At 31.9% G+C, this 25,067-nt stretch carries 23 protein-coding genes and 1 pseudogene; 10 read left to right on the forward strand and 14 right to left on the reverse strand.

The window, feature by feature from the left end; genetic code table 11:
* The coding region (locus ACFO3O_RS21950) for a DUF7507 domain-containing protein (protein ID WP_465251771.1) at positions 1–3,685 on the reverse strand (3,685 nt) is incomplete at its 3' end.
* 553 nt (positions 3,686–4,238) lie between these two features.
* On the opposite strand from ACFO3O_RS21950, the gene ACFO3O_RS21955 reads away from it, so the two are divergent.
* Positions 4,239–4,430 carry a hypothetical protein gene (locus tag ACFO3O_RS21955; protein WP_379982923.1) on the forward strand — a complete coding sequence of 64 codons (192 nt, stop codon included), beginning with the start codon at positions 4,239–4,241 and terminating at the stop codon, positions 4,428–4,430.
* A gap of 675 nt (positions 4,431–5,105) precedes the next feature.
* The gene (locus tag ACFO3O_RS21960; RefSeq protein WP_379982925.1) at positions 5,106–5,246 is read left to right on the forward strand and encodes a hypothetical protein; all 141 of its coding nucleotides are present in this window, start codon (positions 5,106–5,108) and stop codon (positions 5,244–5,246) included.
* Between the two features lie 88 nt (positions 5,247–5,334).
* Here the strand turns inward: ACFO3O_RS21960 and ACFO3O_RS21965 are convergent, their stop codons facing one another.
* Both ACFO3O_RS21965 and ACFO3O_RS21970 read right to left on the reverse strand, forming a co-directional pair.
* Positions 5,335–6,093: a LytR/AlgR family response regulator transcription factor gene (locus tag ACFO3O_RS21965; RefSeq protein ID WP_379982927.1), complete on the reverse strand. Its 759-nt coding sequence runs from the start codon at positions 6,091–6,093 to the stop codon at positions 5,335–5,337.
* Between the two features lie 46 nt (positions 6,094–6,139).
* The gene (locus ACFO3O_RS21970; protein ID WP_379982929.1) at positions 6,140–9,193 is read right to left on the reverse strand and encodes a sensor histidine kinase; all 3,054 of its coding nucleotides are present in this window, start codon (positions 9,191–9,193) and stop codon (positions 6,140–6,142) included.
* A gap of 295 nt (positions 9,194–9,488) precedes the next feature.
* Between ACFO3O_RS21970 and ACFO3O_RS21975 the strand changes: the two are divergent.
* Positions 9,489–10,617 (forward strand): annotated as a pseudogene (locus ACFO3O_RS21975) (IS3 family transposase).
* A 152-nt stretch (positions 10,618–10,769) separates the two neighbouring features.
* Here ACFO3O_RS21975 and ACFO3O_RS21980 read toward each other — a convergent pair.
* The gene (locus ACFO3O_RS21980) at positions 10,770–10,883 is read right to left on the reverse strand and encodes a hypothetical protein (RefSeq protein ID WP_379982965.1); all 114 of its coding nucleotides are present in this window, start codon (positions 10,881–10,883) and stop codon (positions 10,770–10,772) included.
* 1,209 nt (positions 10,884–12,092) lie between these two features.
* Between ACFO3O_RS21980 and ACFO3O_RS21985 the strand changes: the two genes are divergently transcribed.
* A complete protein-coding gene (locus ACFO3O_RS21985; protein ID WP_379982931.1) occupies positions 12,093–12,803 on the forward strand; it encodes a LuxR C-terminal-related transcriptional regulator in 711 nt (236 codons plus the stop codon).
* A gap of 911 nt (positions 12,804–13,714) precedes the next feature.
* Here the strand turns inward: ACFO3O_RS21985 and ACFO3O_RS21990 are convergent.
* Entirely contained in the window at positions 13,715–14,545 is an 831-nt protein-coding gene (locus tag ACFO3O_RS21990; protein WP_379982933.1) for a hypothetical protein, read from the reverse strand.
* 435 nt (positions 14,546–14,980) lie between these two features.
* Here ACFO3O_RS21990 and ACFO3O_RS21995 point away from each other — a divergent pair, with 435 nt between their 5' ends.
* The 6 genes from ACFO3O_RS21995 (at position 14,981) to ACFO3O_RS22020 (ending at position 21,281) form a co-directional block, all read left to right on the forward strand.
* The gene (locus tag ACFO3O_RS21995) at positions 14,981–15,661 is read left to right on the forward strand and encodes a hypothetical protein (protein WP_379982935.1); all 681 of its coding nucleotides are present in this window, start codon (positions 14,981–14,983) and stop codon (positions 15,659–15,661) included.
* A gap of 24 nt (positions 15,662–15,685) precedes the next feature.
* Positions 15,686–16,420, forward strand: coding sequence for a response regulator (locus ACFO3O_RS22000; protein WP_379982937.1), 735 nt, complete (start codon positions 15,686–15,688; stop codon positions 16,418–16,420).
* 295 nt (positions 16,421–16,715) lie between these two features.
* On the forward strand, positions 16,716–18,722 hold the full coding sequence (locus ACFO3O_RS22005) for an AHH domain-containing protein (protein ID WP_379982939.1): 2,007 nt from the start codon (positions 16,716–16,718) through the stop codon (positions 18,720–18,722).
* 10 nt (positions 18,723–18,732) lie between these two features.
* Complete coding sequence (locus ACFO3O_RS22010) at positions 18,733–19,416, forward strand: hypothetical protein (protein ID WP_379982941.1); 684 nt, start codon at positions 18,733–18,735, stop codon at positions 19,414–19,416.
* Positions 19,417–19,621: 205 nt separating this feature from the next.
* Positions 19,622–20,425 carry a hypothetical protein gene (locus tag ACFO3O_RS22015; protein WP_379982943.1) on the forward strand — a complete coding sequence of 268 codons (804 nt, stop codon included), beginning with the start codon at positions 19,622–19,624 and terminating at the stop codon, positions 20,423–20,425.
* Positions 20,426–20,783: 358 nt separating this feature from the next.
* On the forward strand, positions 20,784–21,281 hold the full coding sequence (locus ACFO3O_RS22020) for a DinB family protein (RefSeq protein ID WP_379982945.1): 498 nt from the start codon (positions 20,784–20,786) through the stop codon (positions 21,279–21,281).
* Positions 21,282–21,285: 4 nt separating this feature from the next.
* Here ACFO3O_RS22020 and ACFO3O_RS22025 read toward each other — a convergent pair whose 3' ends face one another.
* From ACFO3O_RS22025 to ACFO3O_RS22065, 9 genes are all read right to left on the reverse strand, one after another.
* Positions 21,286–21,795: a D-Ala-D-Ala carboxypeptidase family metallohydrolase gene (locus ACFO3O_RS22025; protein ID WP_379982947.1), complete on the reverse strand. Its 510-nt coding sequence runs from the start codon at positions 21,793–21,795 to the stop codon at positions 21,286–21,288.
* 126 nt (positions 21,796–21,921) lie between these two features.
* Positions 21,922–22,245 carry a hypothetical protein gene (locus ACFO3O_RS22030; RefSeq protein WP_379982949.1) on the reverse strand — a complete coding sequence of 108 codons (324 nt, stop codon included), beginning with the start codon at positions 22,243–22,245 and terminating at the stop codon, positions 21,922–21,924.
* A 26-nt stretch (positions 22,246–22,271) separates the two neighbouring features.
* Positions 22,272–22,706, reverse strand: coding sequence for a hypothetical protein (locus ACFO3O_RS22035; RefSeq protein ID WP_379982951.1), 435 nt, complete (start codon positions 22,704–22,706; stop codon positions 22,272–22,274).
* Positions 22,707–22,714: 8 nt separating this feature from the next.
* A complete protein-coding gene (locus ACFO3O_RS22040; protein WP_379982953.1) occupies positions 22,715–23,134 on the reverse strand; it encodes a hypothetical protein in 420 nt (139 codons plus the stop codon).
* Complete coding sequence (locus ACFO3O_RS22045; protein WP_379982955.1) at positions 23,046–23,399, reverse strand: hypothetical protein; 354 nt, start codon at positions 23,397–23,399, stop codon at positions 23,046–23,048. Before ACFO3O_RS22045 ends, ACFO3O_RS22040 begins: the two co-directional genes overlap by 89 nt.
* Entirely contained in the window at positions 23,377–23,727 is a 351-nt protein-coding gene (locus ACFO3O_RS22050; RefSeq protein ID WP_379982957.1) for a hypothetical protein, read from the reverse strand. The genes ACFO3O_RS22045 and ACFO3O_RS22050 overlap by 23 nt, the downstream gene beginning before the upstream one ends.
* A gap of 9 nt (positions 23,728–23,736) precedes the next feature.
* Positions 23,737–23,979, reverse strand: a complete 243-nt coding sequence (locus tag ACFO3O_RS22055) for a hypothetical protein (protein WP_379982959.1) — start codon at positions 23,977–23,979, stop codon at positions 23,737–23,739.
* Positions 23,979–24,626 (reverse strand): hypothetical protein, encoded by a 648-nt coding sequence (locus tag ACFO3O_RS22060; protein WP_379982961.1) that lies wholly within the window; start codon positions 24,624–24,626, stop codon positions 23,979–23,981. Before ACFO3O_RS22060 ends, ACFO3O_RS22055 begins: the two co-directional genes overlap by 1 nt.
* Positions 24,623–25,067: peptidoglycan-binding domain-containing protein (locus ACFO3O_RS22065; protein ID WP_379982963.1), on the reverse strand; the 445-nt coding region annotated here is incomplete at its 5' end. The genes ACFO3O_RS22060 and ACFO3O_RS22065, both read right to left, overlap by 4 nt.

Below are 25,067 nucleotides of genomic sequence, written 5' to 3' on the forward strand. Positions count from 1 at the left end.
CATTGGTTAAGGTAACATCTCCTGTATTGGTCACAGTAAACACATAGCTTATCGTCTCGCCAACTTGTGCAAAACCATCGCCATTCTCATCATTAAATACCCCCGTCTTGATAATGGAAATACTTGGATTCTGGCACAGTGGCGTTACCGTAGCATCGTCATTATCGATGGCCGTCCCTGAGGTATCGCTAACTACCGTCGTGTCGGGAGCTGTACCATCCACCGTAGCGCTGTTGGTTACACTGCCCGTGTCAATATCATCCTGAGTAAAGGCGTAGTCTGCGGTATAGGTCCACACTTCTCCTGGGTCTAATTCGTTATCACCATTGGTATCGCCATTTACAAAAACAATGGGTACAATAGGATTGGGTGCTTGTAAAAGAGGGTCGGTGACCGTAACAGTGCTTAAGGGTACTGTTCCTGGATTGGTCACCGTAAAGGTGTAGGTGATAACTTCACCCACATTGGCACACGCATCACCATTACCATCTACAAACAGTCCGGTCTTTACCAGTTCTACCTGTGGTACGAATAGAGTGGCACATTGCACCTCACGAATACATACATTATCATCATGGCTTATCAAAACGCAATACTGCTGTCCATTTAAAGTTGTTGTCGCCGTTACATTGAGTGTTGAGTTGGTCTCTCCTGCTATAGGAGTTCCCCCTGCATCTGGGTCGCCTAGATACCATTGGTAATTAAGCCCTGCGTCGGCATTGCCTGGATTTGCATAATCTGGTGTGGTGGTTGGCGCTGTACCCGTATAAGTGGTGGTCTCGTCCCCTCGGGCTGTTACACTAAAGGTTGCAAGAGTACCGTCAATGGCGTATTGATCAGAAGGGGAGGCAGTTACCACTACCTGTGTGGCGGACGTTTCAGTGCCATTAGCGCCGTCGTAACCGCCTGTACCATTATTTACTTGACCATTGGCATCTACCGTTACTGAGGGTGGTGTTGCTGTACCATTATCTAAAATACCATCATTGTTACCATCTAAACCGCCTGACTCTACTACGTCGAAACAGCCGTCGTTGTCACTATCCAAATCCAAGTGGTCTGGTATGCCATCCATGTCGGTATCACACAACCCTAATCCATGTAAGCCTACGCGCCAAGCATCCTGAGTATCATTCGTGGTATATTCAATTTGTAAGCTTGAAACACCTAGTCCAGAAAGGTTTATTATAGCACCCCTTCCACTAAATCCTCCTCCAGGCGTTGAAAACTGACCGTTAATCGTGGTAGGAATCCAAGTAGCAGATCCGCCGCCGCTATCTAAGTATGTTCCTGCAATAACCGTTCCTGTCAAATCTATTATTCCACCACCAGCATCAGTTGCCGTTACGGTAACAGGAAATGCATCTTTTAAAGCATCTAAAGAAAGTAAAACTACATCACTAGTCGCATTGATGTTTTCAAAGGTTAAACTATACTGTGATTGATTAAATCCTCTAATGACATTTCTACCCACATGGGTATCTATAATTGCTGAATTAGACGTTGTAACATCCAAATCAACATAACCCTCAGTTCCAGCATCCCAATTTGTAAAATTGACATCGTAACTGATTCCCTCCAATGAGGATGAAAGGTTAGTCAAATTTATACCAGTCATTGGAAGAGGTTGTCCTCCAAAATTTGCTGCTGAAATATTTGGTAAAACAGCACATTCTTCTGTATCCAAAATCCCATCATTATCGTCATCTAAGTCGCATGAATCTATTAAAAGGTCACCATCTGTATCTAATATATTGGCTGCTGTTAAGGTAATGCGGTTTGTTTCCTGCTGGACGGATGGGTCAGTGCTTAATGACACAATGGCAAAATATTCGCCCGGGTTGGTGGCTAAATACGTACTTGAGTTTGCGCCAGGAATCGGTGTTTCGTTAAAGAACCATTGGTAAGTGTCCCATACGCCAGAATTTACTGTAATTAAATTGTCACAACTTGTAACATCAAAAAAGGCTACTGGAAGGTTCTCAAATCCCCCATGATAACTACTAAATCCTATATTACCACTTGCTCCTATACTAGACACTTGGATGGCTGCCGAACTAGTAAAAGTATATCTAGCACCTGTAGTTACAGGGTTTACAATATAGTACTCCCAAAAAGAGGTGCCTGTAATACTTTGAGGAGAAGTTAGGGTAGCAGGTGGGCCGCCATTAATACTAACCTGCACAGGAACACCAACCCTAGCGATGACTCTTAGTCTAGTGTCCGAAAAGTTTTGGCCATCGATTTGACCTACAAATGGTATAGGATCTAAAGCATTCTCGGCAAAACCATTTAAAGGTGGTAAAAAAACGAGCCCTTGATTTCTATCATCATTAAGGACACATATTGCATGATGTACGTAGACAGGCTTAGAAGCCTCTATATACATAGCACCTCCAACAAATTGACTAGCTGGGATTAATGCATAATCTCCATTATTGATTGTGGTAAAAGCGGTAGAGGCACCATTTAAAAAGATATCTGTATTATTTGCAGTTGCTGTAATATATATTTTTTCTTTATTACATTGACTAGCTACTGCCGCATAAAACCTACCGACTATATCTGTAGGAACAATTTGATCTATACCATGATCCCTACTAATTGACACTACATCATTAGTTGCCATTATATTTTGGCCTCCCGTGTTCACAACAATATTACCCGTTGACACGATATCTGCGCCAAGCATTCCATCAATATCTGCTTGTAAATTAGTTGCTGGCGTTCTTATCTCGTAAATAACGCTTTGCCCTGCCGTTAAGGATACATTAATGGTTCCTGCATGCGTTACCCCAGTAATCTGGGTTGCGGGATTTATTCCCGAAATATTGACATTAGTATCTTCTATGGCTAATATAGAAAGATAATTATTGATGAAATCTTCTCCTTGAAAGGACCTAGCACCCGCCCATTTAAAATTTGTGCCAACAGCTACAGTTCCTTTAGCACTCAAAGAGGCACCTTGACTGTTAGATAGTTGCCTATATTCGGCATAAAATAAAGAGGCCGAAGAGGCTCGAAGTCCAACATTACTCATGGGACTTCCTAATAATGCTCTGTCCACAGAGATCGGCGCATTAGGCGGATTAGTTCCTAAGACAATTTCTGCTGGTGATGCATTAGAAATTGTAAATGGACTCCCTGGGATAGGCGTGCCTCCACCATCAGTAACCACAACACTAATGTTTGTAATTGATGGAGTCGATAAATATAAATATTCGTTATCAAAATTGGCTGGTAAATAACTTGCCCCAACATGAGGAGGGAAATAGTGTACTGTATCTAATTGTAGATTATAGTTATATTCTTGAAGATTTAAGTTTTTTGAGGTCTGTCCTACTTCGAGCTCCCAATCCCCATCTTTACCAGTAATATTAGTTGAGGCGGCAATAGATATTCCTAGTTCTTTTTCTAGATAGTTAACTGCTTCTTTTCCTTTTTGCCCTTTGGCAAACTCGCAACCGTAGATGTTAATCGATTGACGATTGACCATTGAAGATTGACTATTGTCATTAAAACCAAACTCAGATTGTATAAAATGGGCTATTTGCTCTTTTTGCAACCACTGCCCTTTGATGTACAATTCGCCAGGGCGACCATGAGAAAACAGATGAACTTCTGTGGCGTTGGTTGATGTTACAGCATTTTCTAAAATATACCTATCTGGAAGGTCATTATCCACATAAATAATTGAATGTTTTGATTCACTCTTGATGTCTTTAAAATTAGTACTAGCGTGCGATATACTTAACGTTATTAAATATATTAAGACTAAAAGATTATTCCTGTTTTTTCTTTGTGGCATGGGTCTTATTTGCTTTAAATTTTAACAAAATAGAGTGTGAGAAAAAAAGAAAAAAAATAAATTATAAGTTTTTTAAAATTGTATTTATCTCCCCCCTAACAAAGCAAGTTAAGGTCTAGTTATTACACAAATAATATAAATTCACAATCGTATCAAAAAATTAATAAGCGTCTACTTTTTTTACATAAACGCAAAACATTATGTCGTGAAATATTGTATTCTTCACCTCCTAAAATAGCGATACACTAAACTCTTAGTGTAATGAAAAGATCTTTTAATAGTGATTATTCAAAAAGAACCCAAAAAAGATTACTCGCTTTCTTTTAAACTTCAAGTCGTAGAAGAAATAGAGTCAGAGTCAGGTCAACTGAATAGACTTTCTGACCATCTTAAACATGGCATACAAGCTAAATCCACAATTATTTAATGGTTGCATAAATATGGTACCTTTCATTGGGAAGACCTATCCGTTGAGACCATGGTAAAAACAACTGAGCAAAAAATTATTGAACTCGAAGCAAAAGTTAAATTATCAGAGAAACAGAATCTTAGAGAAGAACATCTAGTCGAGCGAGAAGATAAGAAAGCAATGATTTTTGATATGCTGGTAGATATGGTCTAAAAGCAATATTATATTCAAATCAGAAAAAATTATACGTCCGAGTTATCAAAAACTTCAAAGAAGAACACAAATAAACAACAGTTTCTGCCTGCAACTTACTTAAGCTTAACAGACAGGTTTGCTATAGAACTCTTAAAACAAGAGCTCTTAATCAGTGCACAGCACAGAAAGTAATCGCTCTAGTTGTTAGAATACGTAATATTATGCAGCAATTGGGTACTAGAAAACTATATGAAAAATTACAAAAAGAACTCTCTGAAATAAAAGTTGGAAGGGATAAGTTTTTTAGAATACTTAGAGCAAATCACATACTTATAAAACCTAAACGTAGCTATCACATAACAACTGATTCCCATCATAAATTCAAAAAGCATAAGAATATTGTGAGTGCTATAGAGATCAATAGACTAGAACAAATATGCATAAGCGATATAACTAATTTTGGAACTAGGAAGAATCCATCTTATCTAGCATTAATAATAGATGCATATTAAAAAAAATGGGTTATAATCTGTCTAACAGTCTAGCTGTGCAAGACTCTCTAGAAGCATTGAAAATGCATTAAAAAATAGAACCTATCAAGATCAACCATTAATCCATCTCTTGGATAGAGCACTTCAGTATTGCTCAAATGAATATCAAGCCTTATAGGTTAGTAACTAAATTAAAGCAAGTTTGACAGAGAATTACGACCCTTATGAGAATGCGATGGCAGAGAAGGTCAATGGAATATTAAAACAAGAGTTCTTTGTTAGTGAAAGTATTGAAAAACTTGAAGTAAATAAGCAACTCATTAGAGAATCTATTGATTTATAGGTTTAATTCTTTAATAATTTGTATCGATTATTTTGGACTATACATGAAATATAACTACACTCCTACGATATAAGAATGAGTTATTTTTTTACTTAATATTTAAATAGCGAAATAATCCATTTTTTCGACGAAATGAAATAGGCAGCATTAAACTATTTATAAGGCAACAAAAACCACCGTCTTTTTTATCTATAGATAAAACAAAGTTTAAATTAATAATATAACTTTTATGAATTCTATAAAAGCCGTGTTCTATCAACATTTTTTCATATTGGCCAATATTTTTTGATGCAACAATTTCATTTTTATTTACCAAATAAAAAGTGGTATAGCGTCCATCTGACGCTAGGTAAATTATATCGTTGTATTTTATCATTTTTATTTCATCCATTGAAGCAATTGCAAAATAGTTTGACTTCATTGACAACACAGAATTTTCCTCTAAAGAATTTAATTGTTTTTTTAAAGAATACTCTTCATGCATAGATGTTTCGACTATTTTAGAAATAGTCGAAACAATTGCGGGAATATCTAAAGGCTTTAATAAATAATCTATGGCATTGTGCCTTATAGCATCTATAGCATAGCTTTCATGAGCCGTGATAAATACAATTTTAATATTGTCGTAAGTAATTTGAGCTAAAAGATCAAAACAAGTTTTATCATGTAGTTTAACATCTAACAATAATATTTTTGGTTGCTTGGTTTTTATTATCTCTTTAGCACTGTTGACGTCATGAGCAATACCCACTAATGTGATATTATTGCAATAAGTTCTTAGCACATGCGCTAACAAACTTGCTCCTTTAATATCATCTTCAACTATTACTGCATCTAGATAACTCATTATAGATTTTTTTATGGAGAATGTTTTTTTAATTAATACCTAAAAATTACAAAGTAAATTTGAATAAAACCTTTGTACCACGTGTCTTTTTATTTTGGTTTAAATTGATGATTTCCCAATAGATTTTTTGTTTTTTATAAATCTTGTTATGAGTTTGTATTCGTTTATTAATTAAATATAATCCTAGAGATTTTGATGCTCTTTCTAAATATCTTTTGCCTTCTAAAGCTTTTGCTCTTCCTATGCCATTATCTTGTATTTCTATAACTAAAAAAGGTTTTTGAATTAAAAAATTAATGCTAAGATCTCGATTATCTTTTTTTGGAGTTAAGCCGTGAATGATAGCGTTTTCTATAATTGGCTGGATTAGTAAAGACAATATTTTTTGATTTTGATTTACTTCTGGACTAATGTAGATGGAATAATTTAAGTTTGAATCTAATCGCAATTTTTCAAGTTGGAGGTAATTCTTAAAAAAAGTTATTTCTTCATTAATTGTTACATAATCTTGATTATTTAAGTTTATTGTACCTCTTATTAAATTTGCATACATAACAATATAATTATTTGCAGTTTTTGGGCTTTCTAATAAAAAAATACTTTGTAAAGAATTTAATATGTTATATGTATAATGTGGGTTTAATTGTAACCTAAGTTCTCTTGCTCTAGCTGTAAGAATCTGTAATTCTTTTTTAAGATTTTTTGCTCTTTCATTAATATAGAACACTATTAGCAGTGCTACCAATAGTATGCCAAAACTCAAAAAATAGGGGTTTTTGTAAAACTTTTGGGTTACCTGAATTTTTACTTTTAACCTATTTAGACTTTCACCTAATTCATTTACTCCTTTAATTTCGATTATGTTTTTACCAACTGGAAGTGATGAAAAATTAAGCTCTCCATTTTGGTTTGTTTTAAGCCAAGGCTGATTTTCTCCTAGAAATCTATAAAGAAAAGATACATTTTTTTTTTGAATTGGACTATTAAATGCTAACTTACAAAATAAATAGTTATTTTGTTCAGATATTGATATAGTATTGAATTCTGAAATGTTTTTATTTATTGTAACATCTTCTCCTATCTTTTCATCAAAATATTTGATTTCTATGAGTGAAATTTTATCCTTATTTGAATTTTCTAATTTATAGGTTGGTTTAATATTTACTAGTCCATTAATCCCCCCAAAATATAGAGAATGATCATTAACCTTTTTAAAAGATTTCTTATTAAATTCATTATCGGGTAGACCATCTTCTTGGTAAAAAACTTTAAATGTTTCCTCTTCTTTATTAAATACTATTATTCCATTATAACTACTCAACCATAGTTCGTCATTAACCTCCAATATTCCAGTAATATAATTGGTTTCTGTATTACCAAAAACATAAGATTTACTATTTAAAGATTTTTTATTTATTTTTTGCAAACCATTTTTGGTTCCAACCCAAATAGTATTGGAATTACAGTCTTCAAAAATTACTGTCAAATTATCATCGACCAAAGTATAATTTAAACTGTTTTGTTTAAAATGTATAATTTCTCGGGTAGTTAAATTTTTTTTATACAGACCTCCTTCATTCGAAAGACCCACCCACAACTCATTATTTTTTTTATCAAGGTAAATAGTCTCTATGTTTTTTTTGTTTACTTCTTCAAAAGCGTATTTTTCTAAATAACGTTCATTCTCATTGAATATAAAAAGACCATTATCTGTGGCTAAAAGAAGTAAATTTTCTTTCATTTGTTTAATATCAAAAACGACATTGAATTTAATATTTGACTTTTCAAACAATTGCAAACTATTAAATTTCTTTTTATTTACATTTATTCTTTGTAGATAGTTACTGAATCCGTATAGATAGAATATAGAATCATTTGTTTTGTGTAATCCGTAGGAATTGGACACAATTTTCCTTTTCAATTCAACCCCTTTATTGGTGTAAATAGCTTCAGAAAAAACTGTGTCTCCTTTTTTAAGTTCAAACCATCCTTTATTTGATATTGCTAGTAGTGTCCCATCACTCAAAATTTCGATAGTTCTAAAACTTACATTATCTAGTTTTTGGTATTGATTAGACAAGTATGTAAAATTGGTAAAATCTTGTATATTATTATCAATAATTTTTAAAGATTTAAAGGAAGGCACCAAGATTCTATTTTTATAAAAAAAAGGTTTCGTAATACCGTAATTAAATTGAAAAGCAGAAGTTTCAAATTCTTTAAAATTTTTTTTTCTAAAGATATATAGGGTAGGTTTGTTAATTAAATCTTCGATAGAAAATACAAGCTTATCTCCGTTTTCTCTTTCAACAGTATTTATGTAATATTTGGGGATTTCAAATATCTGGATTCCATATTCAGGAATGTATTTGTAATAGTATGATTCACCATTAATTTTATAACTTCCAGAAGTATTACTAAAAAAAAGAGTGCCATTACCGCTTAAATGGTTGTATTCTAACCTTGAACTTCGGCTTTCTGGAACAAAATTAGCTATATACTCCAACGTTTTGTGATCATAATAATAATATTTATCACCAAAAGTTAAAAAAAGACCTTTTTCATCAACAAATTTTATTTTAATCCCTACTCTATCGAAGCCTTTTGAAATAATTAATTTTTTAAGATCTAAGACCTCCAGAGAATCATTTTTATTAAATTTTAATATTGTTGATTCCCCAATGGTTGTCCACACATTTCCGTATTTATCTTCTGTAAAATCATCAAAATTATAGTTTGTTTTATCTTTTATAATAAACCTCCATTCTAGCACCCCTGTAATGGTATTAAGATGAAAAAATCCACGTTTATTAATACCTATTATAGTGTTTGGAGCAACTTCTTTAATGCTTGAAATACCTATATCCTCATTATTATTTGGGAAATTATAAGGGAATAATACTTTATGACTTCCGGCATGCTTAATAAGCCCCTTGGGGCTATCTGTCCACAAAAAATTTTCAGCGTCTACTATAGCATTAAAAGAATTAATAGAATATCCTTCCTCATCATATACCGGAATACTTTCTATTTTAGAATTTTGAGAATATAAGCAACTATTTATAAAAAAAAGACTAATGTATATTTTAAACTTGTACATTTTTTTAATATTTATTGATCTATCTAAATTAGAATTGCTCAGTTTTCTAAAACTCCTATAAAGTTAATATTTTTAATACTTCTGGAGCTAGCACCAGAAGTATTAATTTTCTCATATTTTACTGTTGAAATTCCCCCTAGTGCATCTGTAGGTCTCCCTTTTTTTTGGGACAACTCTAAATTCGACAAATAATTATCATGGACCTTCTCCCATATTTAGGTGCTAGTAATTGTAAGCATCCCCTAAAACCGAACTGTTTAAAAATAGAATAATTATCTTAATTTTAAACAGTATTATGAGAAAGAGTAAATTTTCACCACAGCAGATCGCAAAGATTTTAAAAGAGTTTGACAACGGAAAGAGCGTTGACCAAATTAGTCGTGAACACGGTGTTAGTTCGGCTACTTTTTACAAGTGGCATTCTAAGTACGCAGGGATGAATTCTGAAGAGTTAAAAAGGCTCAAAGAACTTGAAGAAGAGAACCGTAAGCTCAAGCAGATGTATGCTGCCTTAGCTTTGGACTATCAAATGGCAAAGGAGATTATTGAAAAAAAGCTATAAAGCCCTGGCGTAAACGCGCTATCACTAAGAAACCTATTCATTACGGTATTAGTAGGGCGTGCCGTGTTTTAACCATGAGTAAGAGTGTTTATTATTACAAAGCGCTTTCTAAAGACGATAGTGAGAAAGAAGAAGCTTTACAGCAGAAAGCTAAGGACCACTCAGAAGAAGGCTTTTGGAAAGCTTATGATCGCTTACGTAACGAAGGTAGACTTTGGAATCATAAACGAGTACACAGAGTTTACGTGGATCTAGGTCTTCCTTTAAGGCGAAAAGTAAAGAAACGATTGCCCGCAAGGGTTAAACAACCCTTAGAGATTCCCAACGAGCTTAACCATACTTGGAGTATGGATTTTGTAACAGACGTCTTGGAGAACAAGAGATGCTTTAGAGCATTTAATATTATTGATGATTTTAACAGACAGGCACTTTTTATAGAGATATACTTTTCCTTAACTAGCAATCGGATCGTCTGGGTGTTAAATCATCTGGTCAATAAAAAAGGTAAAACAAAAAGATATGTATGGATAACGGTCCTGAGTTCATAGCGAATATTACTAACGAATGGAGTCAAATACACAAAATAGAGTTCAAATGTATTCAACCTGGAAAACCAACCCAAAATGCATTTGTAGAGCGTTTCAATGTAACTTACAGAAGAGGTGTGTTAGATAAATACATCTTTGAGGATATACACCAAGTGAGAGAACAAACCCAAATATGGATGGAGGATTATAACAATCATAGACCACACGATGGGTTAGGAAAAATATCGCCAATAAAATATGCAAAACTTAATTCTTCTGGGGCTAGCCCCAGAAGAATTAAAAACAATAACTTTATAGAAGTTTTAGAAAACTAAACAGTTCTAATTGGGGAAAGCTTACACTTGCAGCAACGCTGAATGGAAATGTTGTGTCCCACCCTAATATTATTAACTATCCCACGCTTTCTGAATGCCTTAGAACTTTTTTATAACGCCCTATAAAATCTGTTTGTCAAGGCCTAGATCGACTACCAGTTTCTTGAACTGTCAATTATCCTCCGCAAGTTCTTCAACCTATTTAGGTCCGAGACACCGAGTCCAGCATATTTCTTCTTCCAATTATAAAAAGTGACCTCACTGATGCCCGCTTACGACAAACTTATTGAGTACGGGTTCCCGTCTCTACCTGATTAATCGCAAAGACAATCTGCGATTTGGAATACTTTGATCGTTTCATAAGCAAATGGCTGTTTAAAGTTAAAAAAATACTCCCCCTGATTTCTCTAACTTTAATCTGTCAGGTTTGATAAAGAATTTTGATTTTTCATCAAAGTTAGGCATATATTCTTTAGGAGATTTATTGCCTAAAGATTTGTATGTATGATGGAAGTTGTAATCCTCCATCCAGTTTGTCGCTCATCTTTTGAAGCTGACAGATATCTTTAAAGTTAAATTATCAAGCATAAAATCTCTAAGAAGCAATTGAGTCGTTATATATACATACTGCATTGATTTTCCAGGTTGCGTATATTTAATTTCTATAAAGTTCTTCTCATAGCAGTTCATAAAGGTTTCTGAAATAAATTCTAGCCCATTACCGCATCTAATAATCTAGCTTTTCCTTGACCTCCATTATATTTTCTAATGTTTTCTACCAAAGTATACGATGTTCAAAATAAAAAAGACCGCCTAAATTGTTTTAAGACGGTCTCTATCCCAAATTATATTTCAACAAAATCTAACTACTAAGTTAGTTTTGTAAAATTAAGAATAATAGTTGGGTAATATTAAGAACAATTCATAATCATAAAATTAAAGTAATTAACGTAGTTATTTATAACATAACCGCATTTCAAGGAAATATCCTACTTCAGTAACAAATTATATATACTTACGGGTTTACCTAAATAACGTGCGCTATACGGTCAAATACTACATTTATTACAAAGGTAATTTTTAATGAAAATCAATTGATAGTTTTATAAAAAAACACATATTCTATATTAGTTTTCATCATCAAATTATTTATTGAAAATCAAAAATTTATAGCTTTTTTTAATGTAAGTTTTTAAAAAAAAATTAACTGCAAAAACATCATCTCTAATAACTATTATTTTACCACTATTTAGAATTATAAATTACTATTCGTTATAAAGTTTCATTCAATTTTGAAATTTATGTAAAATAAAAATCCTTTAAAATTAGTATATGTCAATTGTATAAATACGCAACCCCTAAACTCTAAATAATGTCAAACTCTATAAAAATAAAAAACGAATTCAGACAAAAAAAAAAAAAAAACAAAATATAATCTTACCACAACTGAAATTTTAACATTACGGTATTCAATATTGCAAGATATATTAAAAGTTGACGAAAAAACTAAAAACCTTTTTCCAGATAAAGAACTATGGAGGAATAAATATAGAATAATTAATAAATTTGACGAAGACTCATGGTTGAGAGTATTAAAAAAAAGCTTTCACTATAAGGTCCTCCAAGAAAAAAACTTTAATTTTTTAATATACCCTGAACAAGCAAATAATTCTGCAAAATTAATTATTGCAATACTGACAAGTCATAAGCTTAGTATAAATACTAAATTAAGACACGTTAAATCCATCTTGATCCACTATATCGTAGAATCTTTTGAAAAATCAAAATCCAAATATAAAACCTCTTTAAACAAAAAAGATTTTAGCTCTCAAGAAATCCAATTATTGTATTGTTTTTATCAGGGATTAAAAACAAAAAAAATAGAAAAAAAACTTAAAATATCTACTAAAGAATTAAAAATAATAGATAAAAGATTATTAAAAAAATTTAATGTGAAATGTCATTTTACAACACTCAAGATAGCATTATACAACGGGTTTTTAGATACTCAAGTAAGATTTGACTTTACAAGTCAAAAAAGATTAATTAACGAAAATACCAGAAAAATTTATAATATGTGCACAGTCGAATCTAAATATACTTATGAAGAGATGACTCTATTGCTTATGGAAGAATTGTCTAATATCTTTAGAAAAATAGAGGCAGAATATCTGCTAAAATTTTAGAAAAAATTATACCTAAAAAATCAATTATCAATCTAATCTTTCCTTAAAATCAAATGAAATAATGTAAGCACTCAGTCTAGTGCATATTGTCAAAAATCTTTTGATGTATTACTTTGACATCATGGGAAAAGCCATTCAGACCCAAAAGCATATGTTTGAATTAATAGAGCGAATGTATTCCGAGGGTGTAAGCATTTCGTTAATTTACATATAATACTTATTTACACACATGAATGTTTCGTGAAATTTTGTTTATTGATAAGTAGTGTATAATAGAGAGGCATTCACTCCTTAAATTTCAAATAAGATAATTTTCGATATAGATAAAAGTGAATGTTATTATTAAAATGAAGAAATTAATAAGAAGTACTTCTAATCTTGAGAGTGCTTCTTGATTAAATAGAAACTGTAATAAATCTCTATTAAATTGATAGAGTTCTTGAAAGCCTTGCTTAAATATCCTCATTATCTAATATGTAATACTTTTAAACGCTATTTTTACAAGAAATAGAGCTTGATTTATTATTAATATTCTATATTTATGGTGTAATTTTTTATTAGTAATAATTACAATCATATTGTTAAGAGCACCTTTAATAAGGTGCTTTTTTATTAGTAAATAAAACCAAATATAAATAATCCTTCTTTAAGAGAATAAAGAATAGTAGCAACAGCAATCCAAATACCAATAGTTTTATTATTTTGTGCTGTTTTTAACACTGACTCTCTCATCAGGCGACTGTTATATAGTAGTTCTAGTAATAAATCTCTTTCTTGATATTGCTTTCGATGATCTTCAAATCTTTTTTGAAGAAAATAATTTTTATTATTGTGGTCTGTGTTTTGTGAAATTTCAAATATTATTAATAGAACTACATAATCGTATTATTCTTGAATTTGACTATATATTTTTAGGGGGTTTGTATGTAGGCTTCCCCAAAAATGTAGGCTTCACCAAAAAGAGGAAGCCTACATCCTTTAAAAGACTTTAAGGTTTCTATGTATGAGTTATAAGACAAGTCTTTCTCAAAATCTAAAAATAGCACATCATAAGATGTAAATAGCTTTAATAAGGATTCAATATCCTGTAATTGTATCAGTTCAGAACTACTAATAAGCCCTTCATTTGTAGCTATAATGCAATTGGTTAACCGTTCTGAGGTCGCTTTATCTATTAACTGTCTTTGATTGGACATATCTTTTTCTAAAAGATATGTCCAATGTAATGACGGAGGTGGTGGAGGTAAAGGGATATTTTTTATTGAGCCTGATTTAGATATAGGAACAAATGTAAGAATCTCGTTAGTAGGCTCTTCATTCATTAGACCCGCATTATATTGAGGATAGTTTTTCCAGTAAAAACCCCTAAGAAAGTCTTTATCTTCAATTGACCCTATCCTATAAACAGTTTTTCGGATATCTAAAGAGGTAATTTCTGTTTTTAATTTATCAATAATACGGTAAGGTGTTTGTTTATGTATATAGAGAAAAATTACAATTCGTGACCTATTCTGTTTAGGAACGGTCTTTATTGTTCGATCTAACTTTACCTTAATCTCATTTAAAGTAATACGTTCTTTTTCAAGATAAATATTTTCAAGATTATCGATATAAAAACTGAATACAGGTGTTACTCTTGTAATTTTGACTTTTTGTTCTCCTAGTGGTAATTCGATGTTTCTTACTTGGGCATTAGATATGCTTACAAATAAAAAACAAAAAGCGATACATATAATTTTCATAATATCGGAATCAATTTAATTACAATACTTAGCATATATTTTACACTTATGCTTTCGCGAAAGCATATAATTACTTTACTAAAATTCGAAATAAACATTAACTAACTACTTATTCTTAATTTAATGACAAAATAATTAAATAAAATACAAACCCTTTACGGTTTCCCGTAAACGTCTTATTCGTAAAATAATTATATTCAGGGTAATGGAATTAAAAAATCACAAATAACTGAAGCTTTACCGTAATAAAACGGTGGTAATCACATCGATATATTACTTCCGTTTAATCTATATTTGGATTATTTATAAATCTTTAAAAGTTAAATGTTATGGCAAAAAAACCACCTTACGGAAAAGAATCAGAAGAAAACCAAAACCCTAAAGAAGAAGAAGTAAAAGAAGTTCCAGAAACGGATCATACAGACTCAAAAACAGATGAGCAAGAGTAGAGTCATTATAGGGGTATGTTGTATTTTAATTACATATCCTTTAAACCATATTGATTATTTAATTCCTGAATTTACAACATTAAACATTTTTGGAAAAAGTTTTGAAATAGTTGAAGGATTTACTTCGACAGATATAATATGGACTTTGGTTCAAAAAGTAAATTTAATTATTTTGTGTACGGCTATTGTGATATTATTTCCATTAAATAGAAATGATTATAAAACTTTTAAAGCTTTAGTTCCTTTATCCCTTTTTCTAATAATAGGTTTAAATTTATTTTTAGTAGCAGGAGATATGCATAGTTATATAATGGGTTTCAACCGTATTTTATATTTCTTGACATTTCTTTTTTTATCATTGATCATAATTAGTATTTTCCTACTTGGTAAACATATTGCAAAAAGAAGAAGAACTAAAATTAGTGACCTTAGAATAGAAATTGACAAACTTAAAACAGATATCAATAACAGGTTAGATTCCTTACAAGATACTAATCTTGACATAACTAATAAGATAGAAGCTTTAGAAAGTCTTCCTTTATTTATCAAAGAAACTGATAATATGGAGACGTGGTCAAAACTAGCCCACAGGAGAGCCATGATGATTTATGGACAACTAGATAAACAATTAAAAGATTTAGAAGAAGCAAAAACAATTGCCGTATAATAATTCTGTGGTGCAACACGATTTATGAAAAAGAAAGATGGCATATCAAGCCAACAAAAGGCAACGTATTCTAGCATAGAACATAATTTAAAAGAACTAAAAGTCTTAATTATTGAAGATCATCCACTTATGCAAGTGGCAATTTCTGATGTCTTTGCACAATTAAGTAATTCTCAACAACAATATTACTTTCAGATAGAGGTCGCATCAAATTGTCAAGAAGCTTATGAAAAGTTATCTTCAACATCCAACACTTATGATTTAATTATGTTGGATATACAATTGCCCGCTTACCCCTCTCAAAAACTATATTCTGGAGAAGATATAGGTCTTTGGATAAAAAAGACACTTCCAGTACTTCCAAAAATAATTATCATAACCGTTATAGAAGATAATTTTAGAGTAGAAAATATCATAAAAACAATCAATCCTGATGGCTTTTTACTTAAAGGCGATATTACCCCTGAGACACTAATGGAAGCATTAAAAAAGATTTTTGACGCTACGCCTTATTATTCAGAATCTGTAACAAAGTATACCCGTAAATTGATGTCTAATAGTTTATTGCTAGACGAGACAGATAGACAAATACTTTATGAGCTATCTCAAGGTGCTAGTAATATAGAACTTCAAGAACTACTATCCCTTTCAAAAAGTACGATACAGAAACGAAAAGGAAGGCTGATGGATATTTTTAATATAGCTGATAATAGCACTAGGGTGCTCATCCTAAAGGCAAAAGAGCAAGGATTCCTATAAGATTTTTTATTTAAAAAATAATAACCCAAAGGCATAAAAAAAATGTGTTTTTGGGCTGCCCGTATACCGCACTATGTCAATAATTTAGCCTTAAATAATGAAGCAATAAACACTTGTGTATGCTTTTCACCTTTTTTAAAATAGGACTATAGCAAACCCTTAGTATTTGATGTAAAATGCACCACACTTGAATGCTTTGGGTTATAGTCCTATGATTTTAGAGAAGAAATAGGAATATATCAATGTATGCCTATTTCGGATAATAATCATTTAAGTAATTAAAAACCATTAAATTATGAGGTCACTTTTTTTGTATTTTTTTAAAATTATATTAGTATGTTTTTGTATTCATCTATATAGTTGCCAGACCGATGATGTAGATCATCAATTAGAGTCTCAAAGTAATAATGATAGGAATCATTCTATTATAAAAACAATTTCAGGAAAAGATATCCCTGAAATTCTACAAGTAATCCAAGAAGAATCTAATAAAGAGCTTACATTTTCTTTTTCTCCTTCACAAGGGGGGCATAGGTCCATAGAGGACACTATAACAGGAACTTTGAATACAGACAAGATTCGTCAAGTAACAGATGAATTTGGCACCTCCAACTATACTTTTAGTCTCACCAAAGAAGGTCATGTTAATGAACTTTCTATAGTAAATTATGTTTTAAAAGAAACAGCCGACGGATATTATAGTTACTTCTTAGAATTTATTCCTGAAACGAATTGGCTTAACTCGACTTCAAACCCTAATGACTTATCAATATTTACGGGTATGATAAGAGTATATGATAGATATGGTATTTATGTAGGAGAAAATACAATGATAAATGGTGTTAAAGTTTCTCAGTCGCAACGAGATCCCTGTGTAGATGAAGGTGAAAGCAATAATACTGGTGGTGGAGGTAACGATACTGGAAATGGAGATAATTCAGGAGAAGGTCAAAATGGTGATAGTTCTGATGGCAATAGTAATTCTGATGGAAACGCAGGAGAAGATATTGATATAGAAATTACATGTGGTTGCCCTCAAGATCATCCTGGAGGGAATGACGCCCCAGAATGTACCTGTACATTGCCAGATACCATTACTATTTACATAAAGTTTACTGATGAAAATGGACTAGAAAAGGATAAGAATTCTTTAAGAAATCCTTGTCTTCCAGAGGTAAATGATACATGCAGCTCTCAAAATGATTGTGAGTTTGGTTTTGATCTAAATTGTAATTGTTTGCCAAATCCAGATAATTCAGAAAATACTGACGATGGAATAATTATAGATTTAGTCGATGCGTTACTGGGTAATTTTTTAGTGGACGAACTTGGGGTTAGTGGAGAACTTGCTATATGGATTAGAGACTTAGATTATGAGCAAAAAATGGATATTCAACGTTTCTTAGAAGAAAATGAATACTCAGATGAGGCAAAATATGGAGTTAATATCACAGCAAACTTATCAATTCATAACCTTTTAGAAAGTGGCTACAGCCAAGAGTTTATAGATGAGGTTAATTGTTATAATGGTCCTATTCTCATAATTGAACCAGATTTAGGCTTCCAATATTATAATTATATACGAACTGAAATTGCTATAATTAAACAATCTGAATATCCTGAAAATTATGATTTTTCAAATTGGGAATTATTTAAGATTGGTGTACGCGCTCATAAAAATGGTCTTCAACTTGGGTTAGATATTGTTGGGTTAATCCCTGGGTTTGGGGAAGTAGCAGATGTTGCAAATGGTCTAATATATACCATTGATGGCGATGGTGTTAATGCCGCGTTTAGTTATGCTTCAGCTGTACCATTTGTAGGATGGTTCAGCACAGGAGCAAAATGGGCTAAACGTACTATTACATTAGCTAATGGTAGAAAAACCACATTGAAATGGATAGTAAATGCAGGTGATATTATTAATTTTGGAAATAGAGGACAATTAGGAAAGGTTATTGGAACAACAGGCACTCCTAATCATGCACATCATATGGTTCCTTGGGAATTTGGATCTAGTCCTGTAGTTCAAAAAGCAGCAAAAGCTGATTCACCATTTCATATGAATGCTCCTCAAAATGGTATACCTTTGCCATCAACTGATCACTTAACTGGACATAATCTGTATAATAATAAAATAGAAGAGATTTTAACTGATTTTAATATTGATAATCCAACAGCGAGTTTTGAAGAAGCAAATGACTTTATTTTAGGATTAACAGATTATTTAGATGAACTGATAAGTATCAACCCAGGATTTAATTTAGGTCAAATTTCAAACATAATCGACTACCCTTTCTAAAAAAAAAAGAATGAAGTTTTATAAGTTAAGTAATTCAATAGATCATACTATTACAGGAAACTATCCCCAAGGACAAAAATCGATTGTGCCAGGGAATATCGAACAATTATATGGGGTCACAGTTCCAGATAATGAGGGATTAATTCTTCCTGAACTATTATTGGAGAATAAAACTATTATTACAGATTTCATTCAAGTAGTAACTGTCAGTCCAGCGTTTTTTTTGATCATTAATGATAAACTCAGATCAATATTGTCTGCTTTTAGTATTGGTAGGGTAAATTCCTTTGCTATTAAAATGCATCATTTAAAGAAAATAATAGACTCTCATTATATTTTCTATTTGCTAGAGTCAAAAGAAGATTTATGTGTGGACTATTCTAAAAGTTCATTTTTTATCGGCAAATTAAAAGATTATAAATATGTTGGAGAAACTATAACAATTGACAACTCTATTGATTACAGAATTATTAAAGAAAAACTTTTATCTAAGAATCTTTATTTAAAAAGCAAAGAACTTCATTTTAATTTTTCTAATATTAAAGATGATTTAATAAGGATAATGAATGTTCCATTTGGAAGTGGTTATTATATATCTGAAAGGCTAAAAGAAGCTATTGAATCTAATAATCTTACTGGGATGAGTTTTAAAGAGTGTAATGTTTACAATAGTAAAATAAAAGCTGTTTTTTAATAATTGTATTCATAATAATCTTTTAGCTATTTACCCCAAATATCCGAACAATTTAATTGAGTAAAAGGATACGTGGGTATAATAATCTTAAGAATCTGAAATTTAATAATTAAGTGTCATTTAGGATTGAGATTTTTTTTAGAAATCAATTCCGTAGGAATATAATTTTAAAGTAAAGAGTGGAACTGTTTTTTAATGTAAACTAATGAAATCAATACAAGGAATACCAATAACATCTGTAGTTATATTTTTTACTTTAACTTTTTTTGCTCAGGCAACAGCGCAAAAAATAATTATTCCGAAAACTGGAATAATTGTCTTTGAAAAATTGGGAAAAGTAACAAATCAAAAACTATATGATTCTACACTTAGTATTTTAAATTCTAAAATGAAAATAATGTTTCGTAAGGAAATTACAGATGGATTCACAAATCAAGAAATTGATTATAACTCGAATTATGTTGAAGATATAATAGATATGTCTATGCAAACTTTGGATTTTGGAATTTCAGGAGATAACCTAAAAAAATACCATGTTTTTAATGATTCGACAATTACTTCATATAGAAAATTGAATGATAAAATACAGGGAGATTATCAGTTAATTAATAGGAATACACAAACCTATAGTATGAGGTCTAAAATTGATTCAACAATTATTCCTATAATGGATAATTCATACGAATACTTAGATGAAGATCGTATTATCATTAGTGAGTACAAAGATCAAAATAAGATAATCAATGGTTTAGATTGTTTTAAAGTAGTTTTGACTAAAATTGATAAAATTAGTAGTGATGAAGGTATTTCTCTTTTATATGATGAGCTTGAAAATCCGCAGACCACTTATGTTTTATATGTGACAGAAAGTTTAAAGTGTAAATATCATCCTGTCATTAATTATAAATCGATCCTAGAAAAATATTATCCTCTAGAGATTGTTGAGTACTCAAATCTTATACAAGGGATAGAATCTATTTATTCTTTAAAAGAATTTTCTTTAAAATAACGAGGCTTATCTGTCACTTCCTTAATAAAGTAGGACTTACCCACCCAATGTGTAGGTTACAATTGAACAAAATTCTTACTAGGTTGTTTGGGGTTATGATCCTATGAATTTAAAGAAACCATACAATCAAGATTTCGAATAATATTTATTTAAACAATCAATTCAGTAGTTGATACTATATGCTTTAAGTACGCCTTTTTAGGGTAAGAAAAAGCGCTTATTGGATATAGTTTTTTATCGAGTTTTTCACCCCAAGAAGTAGGACTATCTACCCATCACATCCAAAGTCATTGCACCACATTTCCGACTGGAGTTTTGGGTATAGTTCTATGATATTTTTAAAGAAAGAAAAAGAAACATGACAATACAGTATTATGCACAACAATTAGAAGCCATCAATTACAAAGCATTGTGGGTAGGCCAAAATATAATGGAAAAAATAGATGGTATTTCAAAACATACCGCATTTATACGTCCTATCCCTGAGCTTCATAGTGTAGCAGAGATCATTGGACATTTAATTGCATTAAACATAGATGTAATTAATAAACTAAGGTTACATTTTAATTTACAACTAAGGTATCAACCTGAATATTGGCGCTCTAACGAAGAACTTAAAACCATTGGGTGGAAGCAATTAAAAAAAGACTATGAAAAAAGCATCCTATCCATTCTTGTTCTTATTGGAGATAAAGATGATTCTTTATTAGAAAAGACCTATACAGAAGAAAACCATAAAAGTAGGTATCCTTTTGAGTTTGCCCTAGAGGGGGTAATTCATCATACGATGTATCATTTAGGGCAGATAGGTATTACCATTAAACTTCTTATTAAAAAAGAGCTTCATGTAACTTAAAGAGTCAAGCAAAAGGATTAATTTCGGGGGCTGTTCCAGAGGGATATCCCCAAGCCACATATTGTGGTTTGGATGTATCTACATCCAGATGTACAAACGTTTTACCAACTCCAATACGAGTAAAACCAAGATTATATGCTTGAACCACTAGTAGATTACGGATGGCTCGCGTGGGGGCGCGAATATCAACAGCTTTACATTTCGTAATCAAGTGGGCGGAATTACTCACTCCGCCCACTTTTTTATTCCAAAAATGACTACGCACTGCCGAGTTGATATTTTTTAGAACTGCATAGCCTGTTCTTTTTTCTAGTAATTGCAATCGTTTTAAAAGTGACCTATCAATACAACGCCCAGAGCCAGCGATATCTTTACTATCAAAAACAGAAAAATCAATTCGGCTTTTCTGTTTTTTAGTTTTTGACTCCGTCAAATAACGTATTAAAACAGCACCACCTACAATAAGTGCTGCCGTTCCAATACCTATATAAATATGTTTATAAGATGATACCATATTTATTGCTTATCAAGACCGTTCTTTTTCTTTTTACATTTCTCGTGTATATCCATCCCTACCTTTATAATACTTAAAATCATAAAAATCCCAAAAACAGCATTAAGCAGGGTGTTACTTTTATTTTCATTCATTTGTAGAGCTTCTATAGGGTTTGATTTCTTCTTCTAATTGATCAACATACTTCTGAAGTTTATCTATTTTTTTTCGCTGTTCTGTGATGGTTTTGGTCATTTCTGTATTTTTATTTTCTAGCTCTTCTAATCGCTTTTCCATATTCTCCGACCACTTCTTATAGTTCTCAATGATTAGGCTATTGCCTTGGGTCTGTAAGTTGTGTATTTCTGCATCTTTTAAGCGATTTTGACCTTTAAATTGTACTAAGAGTTCAATGAGCTTCCAAAACCCTGTAGCGCTAAATATGACAATAATGATTTTTGTAATATCCATGATGTGTATTTTATCCCTTGTTTCATCTAAAAAGGACTTCCAAAGGTTTTAAATCGAATGGGCGTCTCTATGATGTACGGGTTTATGTTTAAAATCAATTCATCTTGATCATTTACAAATGTTCCGCTTATCGTGACTCTTCCATCTATGTCTATAGAATAGAAAAAGGGATTTCCTCCTATACTAAATAAAGTTCCTGTATGAGTGCCTTCGTCTATCAATGGAGCAGGCAAGCTTACAAGCCAATCTCCAATTTCTAGTTCAGGGGTATTAGGGCTTAATCTAATATCCTTCGCGATGAGCAAATTCTCATTAACTAGGGTATAGGTATTAAATGAAGGAGAGTGGGTAAGAATAGAACTTAAATGCTCGGGTAAAATTTGGTGCGTAGTAACGCTGTTACGTGAATTTTGAAGGTCTCCACCTTGGGTATTATCACTTTGATATCCTGAAATTGACATAGTTTTTTTTATTTAATTATTAATACACTCGCTAGTACAAGCAGTGCGCCACCTAGCACGGTGTTTTTTACCCCTCGCAATTTTACTTTCTTTGTGAGTGCTTTGTTGTCTATTTCTAGGGCATTGTATGCTAAGTTTTTATTATCTATCACTAAGGATTGATTGGCATTTTTCTTTTCTAAAAATAGAATGGTGCTGTCTTTGACCTCTTGTAATAGGATAAACTTTTCTTTTTGATTCTCTAAGGCCTTGATAAGTCCCCGTTGAAGTCTTTCTTTTTCTAAAGCCTTAGCGATGTACTTAGACTGCCAAGGGGTAAAACAAAAATAGGTCTCTCCATCAATGGGGAAGACTATCGGTTTTAAGCCTTGTGAAAAACTGTTCCAACTGGAGGACAGAATAATTATTAATACGATTAATGTTTTCATCTAATACTGTTTTTAAGTGATAGATCTCTTGATCTTTCTGATCGATGATTCCTTGCAAGTTTTCAGTCTGTATTTTTAAATCTTTTATCCTTGTATCTAATTGGATATTTAAGGCAGACAACTCTTTATTTTCTTGTTCTAATATATCAGGGATTGTGTTTGTGGTTTGTAATTGGTTTGTTGAAAGTAAATAGCTACTAACTACTAGAATCACTAAGACAATTCCTATAATTAGTTTCCAATTATTCTTCACTATGGTCTTCATAATTTGTACTTTGTATTGGATTTAATTTCAGTACAGCAAAGAGTCTTTCAACCACAAGCTTGTGAAAGACCATGGCGAATACAAAAGACTGAAATAAACCTTCAATATTTGCTACTGTATACCCGCGTAATAGATAGACTAAAATGCCATATCCAAGTCCAATGAAAAACACCCTATATCGGGTACGTATTTTCACGTTGGTTTTTTTTAAAAACCAAGTAGTTACTTTTGATTGATTTACTAGATGTGAGATTAATATAAATGTAATAATGTAGCCCCAATCAAGGCTTATTAAATAGTCTATGAGATATTCAATACTTGTCATCATAATCTTCTTTTACTTTATTAATATGCTTTTTATCTCGCTTACCTCTGATCTAAGGGCGGTAAGCTCTTTACTAGGAAATACTTCTTTTAAGAGTTTTGCAATCACAATAAGACTGATTCCAGAAATAAGTAATGTAAGAGCCACTTTGGTGGCTGTTTGATTGGTGATGGTAAGGGTCACTTCTGTTTTAATGCCATCTTTATCAATAAGAGCATTTAAAAGTCCACCCTTTCTTTTTTTTGGCTCGGACATTATCTTCCTCTTTTTCTTTTATAAATAAGTTTATTAAATAGTTTCTGATCTACTTGTTCTACTTTTAAAAGACGTAATACTCTATCTGCTAGTTTTTGGTCATACTCATCTTTGACCATACCATCATATCCATGATTTTTTAAAAGGTATTTCTGCAAGGCGAATACTCTTTCTCCTTTACTACCTAGACGTAGAGGAAAATCATCAGGGATCATCTCTAGGGCTGTTGTGATTTGCTCTGAAGCATCTAAGACAATTACATCATCTATTGCTGTTGCTACTTCTATTTCCGTTTGGGATTCTTGTTCTGCTTCTATCTCTGTTTGAGGTTCTGCTTCCCCTTCTAGTGCTACTTCATTTATCTCAGCTTCTGCTACTTTAGAGATCGTCTCTTGTTTATTTTCGGTAGTTTCTAAGGGAGCGTCAACTGTTTTTGTCGTCTGTATCGGTTTTTCAATAGGGGTATCCTTAGCAACTACGCTTAATTGCACCACAGGTGTGGTTTTCTTTTGAGGACTTGATTTTTCAGGATCTTGTTTTGGAGTTTCAGATTTGTTTTCACATAATGAGGATAGATACCCAATTAAAAGTCCGCTTCCCATGATCAAAAGACCACTAAGTCTTATTTCTTTGTTTGTTATTTTCATTGTCCTAAAAGTTTTAAAGTGTTTTTCATGGACTGAATATCAGACCGTGTGAAGCTTGTTTTACCTAATTTTTTCTGAGCGCCTTTCGCGGTAAGCTTTCCGAAAATACCATCCACACCGTCTCGTTTTGGTCCACTACGACCTAGGGGCTGTTTATAGTATTTTAAATAGCGTTGTAAAATCTTTACATCAGGATGCCTACTTCCTTTTTTGATGTAAATAGAAGAAGAGCTTGAACTCGAAGTTGAAGTTGAAGATGTGTTACTATTTGAAATGGGTCTAAAGGGCGGGGTACTAAATACGTTGGCATCTAAAATGTCGTCATCTAAACTTGGAGTACTCTCTTTCTTCTTCTTTGAGAAGTAGTACCACGTAAAACCTCCTACAGCTAGTACCAGAATAATACCGCCTACCACTAAAAGCTGTGTTGAACTATTAGTA

This window comes from Dokdonia ponticola, assembly GCF_042653865.1.
GTDB lineage: Bacteria > Bacteroidota > Bacteroidia > Flavobacteriales > Flavobacteriaceae > Dokdonia > Dokdonia ponticola.

Coding starts and splice junctions, on each gene's coding strand:
- ACFO3O_RS22000 (WP_379982937.1), top strand. CDS start 15,686: ATGAAAAAGAAAGATGGCATATCAAGCCAACAAAAGGCAACGTATTCT.
- ACFO3O_RS22005 (WP_379982939.1), top strand. CDS start 16,716: ATGAGGTCACTTTTTTTGTATTTTTTTAAAATTATATTAGTATGTTTT.
- ACFO3O_RS21995 (WP_379982935.1), top strand. CDS start 14,981: ATGAGCAAGAGTAGAGTCATTATAGGGGTATGTTGTATTTTAATTACA.
- ACFO3O_RS21990 (WP_379982933.1), bottom strand. CDS start 14,545: ATGAAAATTATATGTATCGCTTTTTGTTTTTTATTTGTAAGCATATCT.
- ACFO3O_RS22030 (WP_379982949.1), bottom strand. CDS start 22,245: ATGGATATTACAAAAATCATTATTGTCATATTTAGCGCTACAGGGTTT.
- ACFO3O_RS22060 (WP_379982961.1), bottom strand. CDS start 24,626: ATGAAAATAACAAACAAAGAAATAAGACTTAGTGGTCTTTTGATCATG.
- ACFO3O_RS22050 (WP_379982957.1), bottom strand. CDS start 23,727: ATGATGACAAGTATTGAATATCTCATAGACTATTTAATAAGCCTTGAT.
- ACFO3O_RS22055 (WP_379982959.1), bottom strand. CDS start 23,979: ATGTCCGAGCCAAAAAAAAGAAAGGGTGGACTTTTAAATGCTCTTATT.
- ACFO3O_RS22025 (WP_379982947.1), bottom strand. CDS start 21,795: ATGGTATCATCTTATAAACATATTTATATAGGTATTGGAACGGCAGCA.
- ACFO3O_RS22040 (WP_379982953.1), bottom strand. CDS start 23,134: ATGAAAACATTAATCGTATTAATAATTATTCTGTCCTCCAGTTGGAAC.
- ACFO3O_RS21965 (WP_379982927.1), bottom strand. CDS start 6,093: ATGAGTTATCTAGATGCAGTAATAGTTGAAGATGATATTAAAGGAGCA.
- ACFO3O_RS22045 (WP_379982955.1), bottom strand. CDS start 23,399: ATGAAGACCATAGTGAAGAATAATTGGAAACTAATTATAGGAATTGTC.
- ACFO3O_RS22015 (WP_379982943.1), top strand. CDS start 19,622: ATGAAATCAATACAAGGAATACCAATAACATCTGTAGTTATATTTTTT.
- ACFO3O_RS22035 (WP_379982951.1), bottom strand. CDS start 22,706: ATGTCAATTTCAGGATATCAAAGTGATAATACCCAAGGTGGAGACCTT.
- ACFO3O_RS21970 (WP_379982929.1), bottom strand. CDS start 9,193: ATGTACAAGTTTAAAATATACATTAGTCTTTTTTTTATAAATAGTTGC.
- ACFO3O_RS22010 (WP_379982941.1), top strand. CDS start 18,733: ATGAAGTTTTATAAGTTAAGTAATTCAATAGATCATACTATTACAGGA.
- ACFO3O_RS22020 (WP_379982945.1), top strand. CDS start 20,784: ATGACAATACAGTATTATGCACAACAATTAGAAGCCATCAATTACAAA.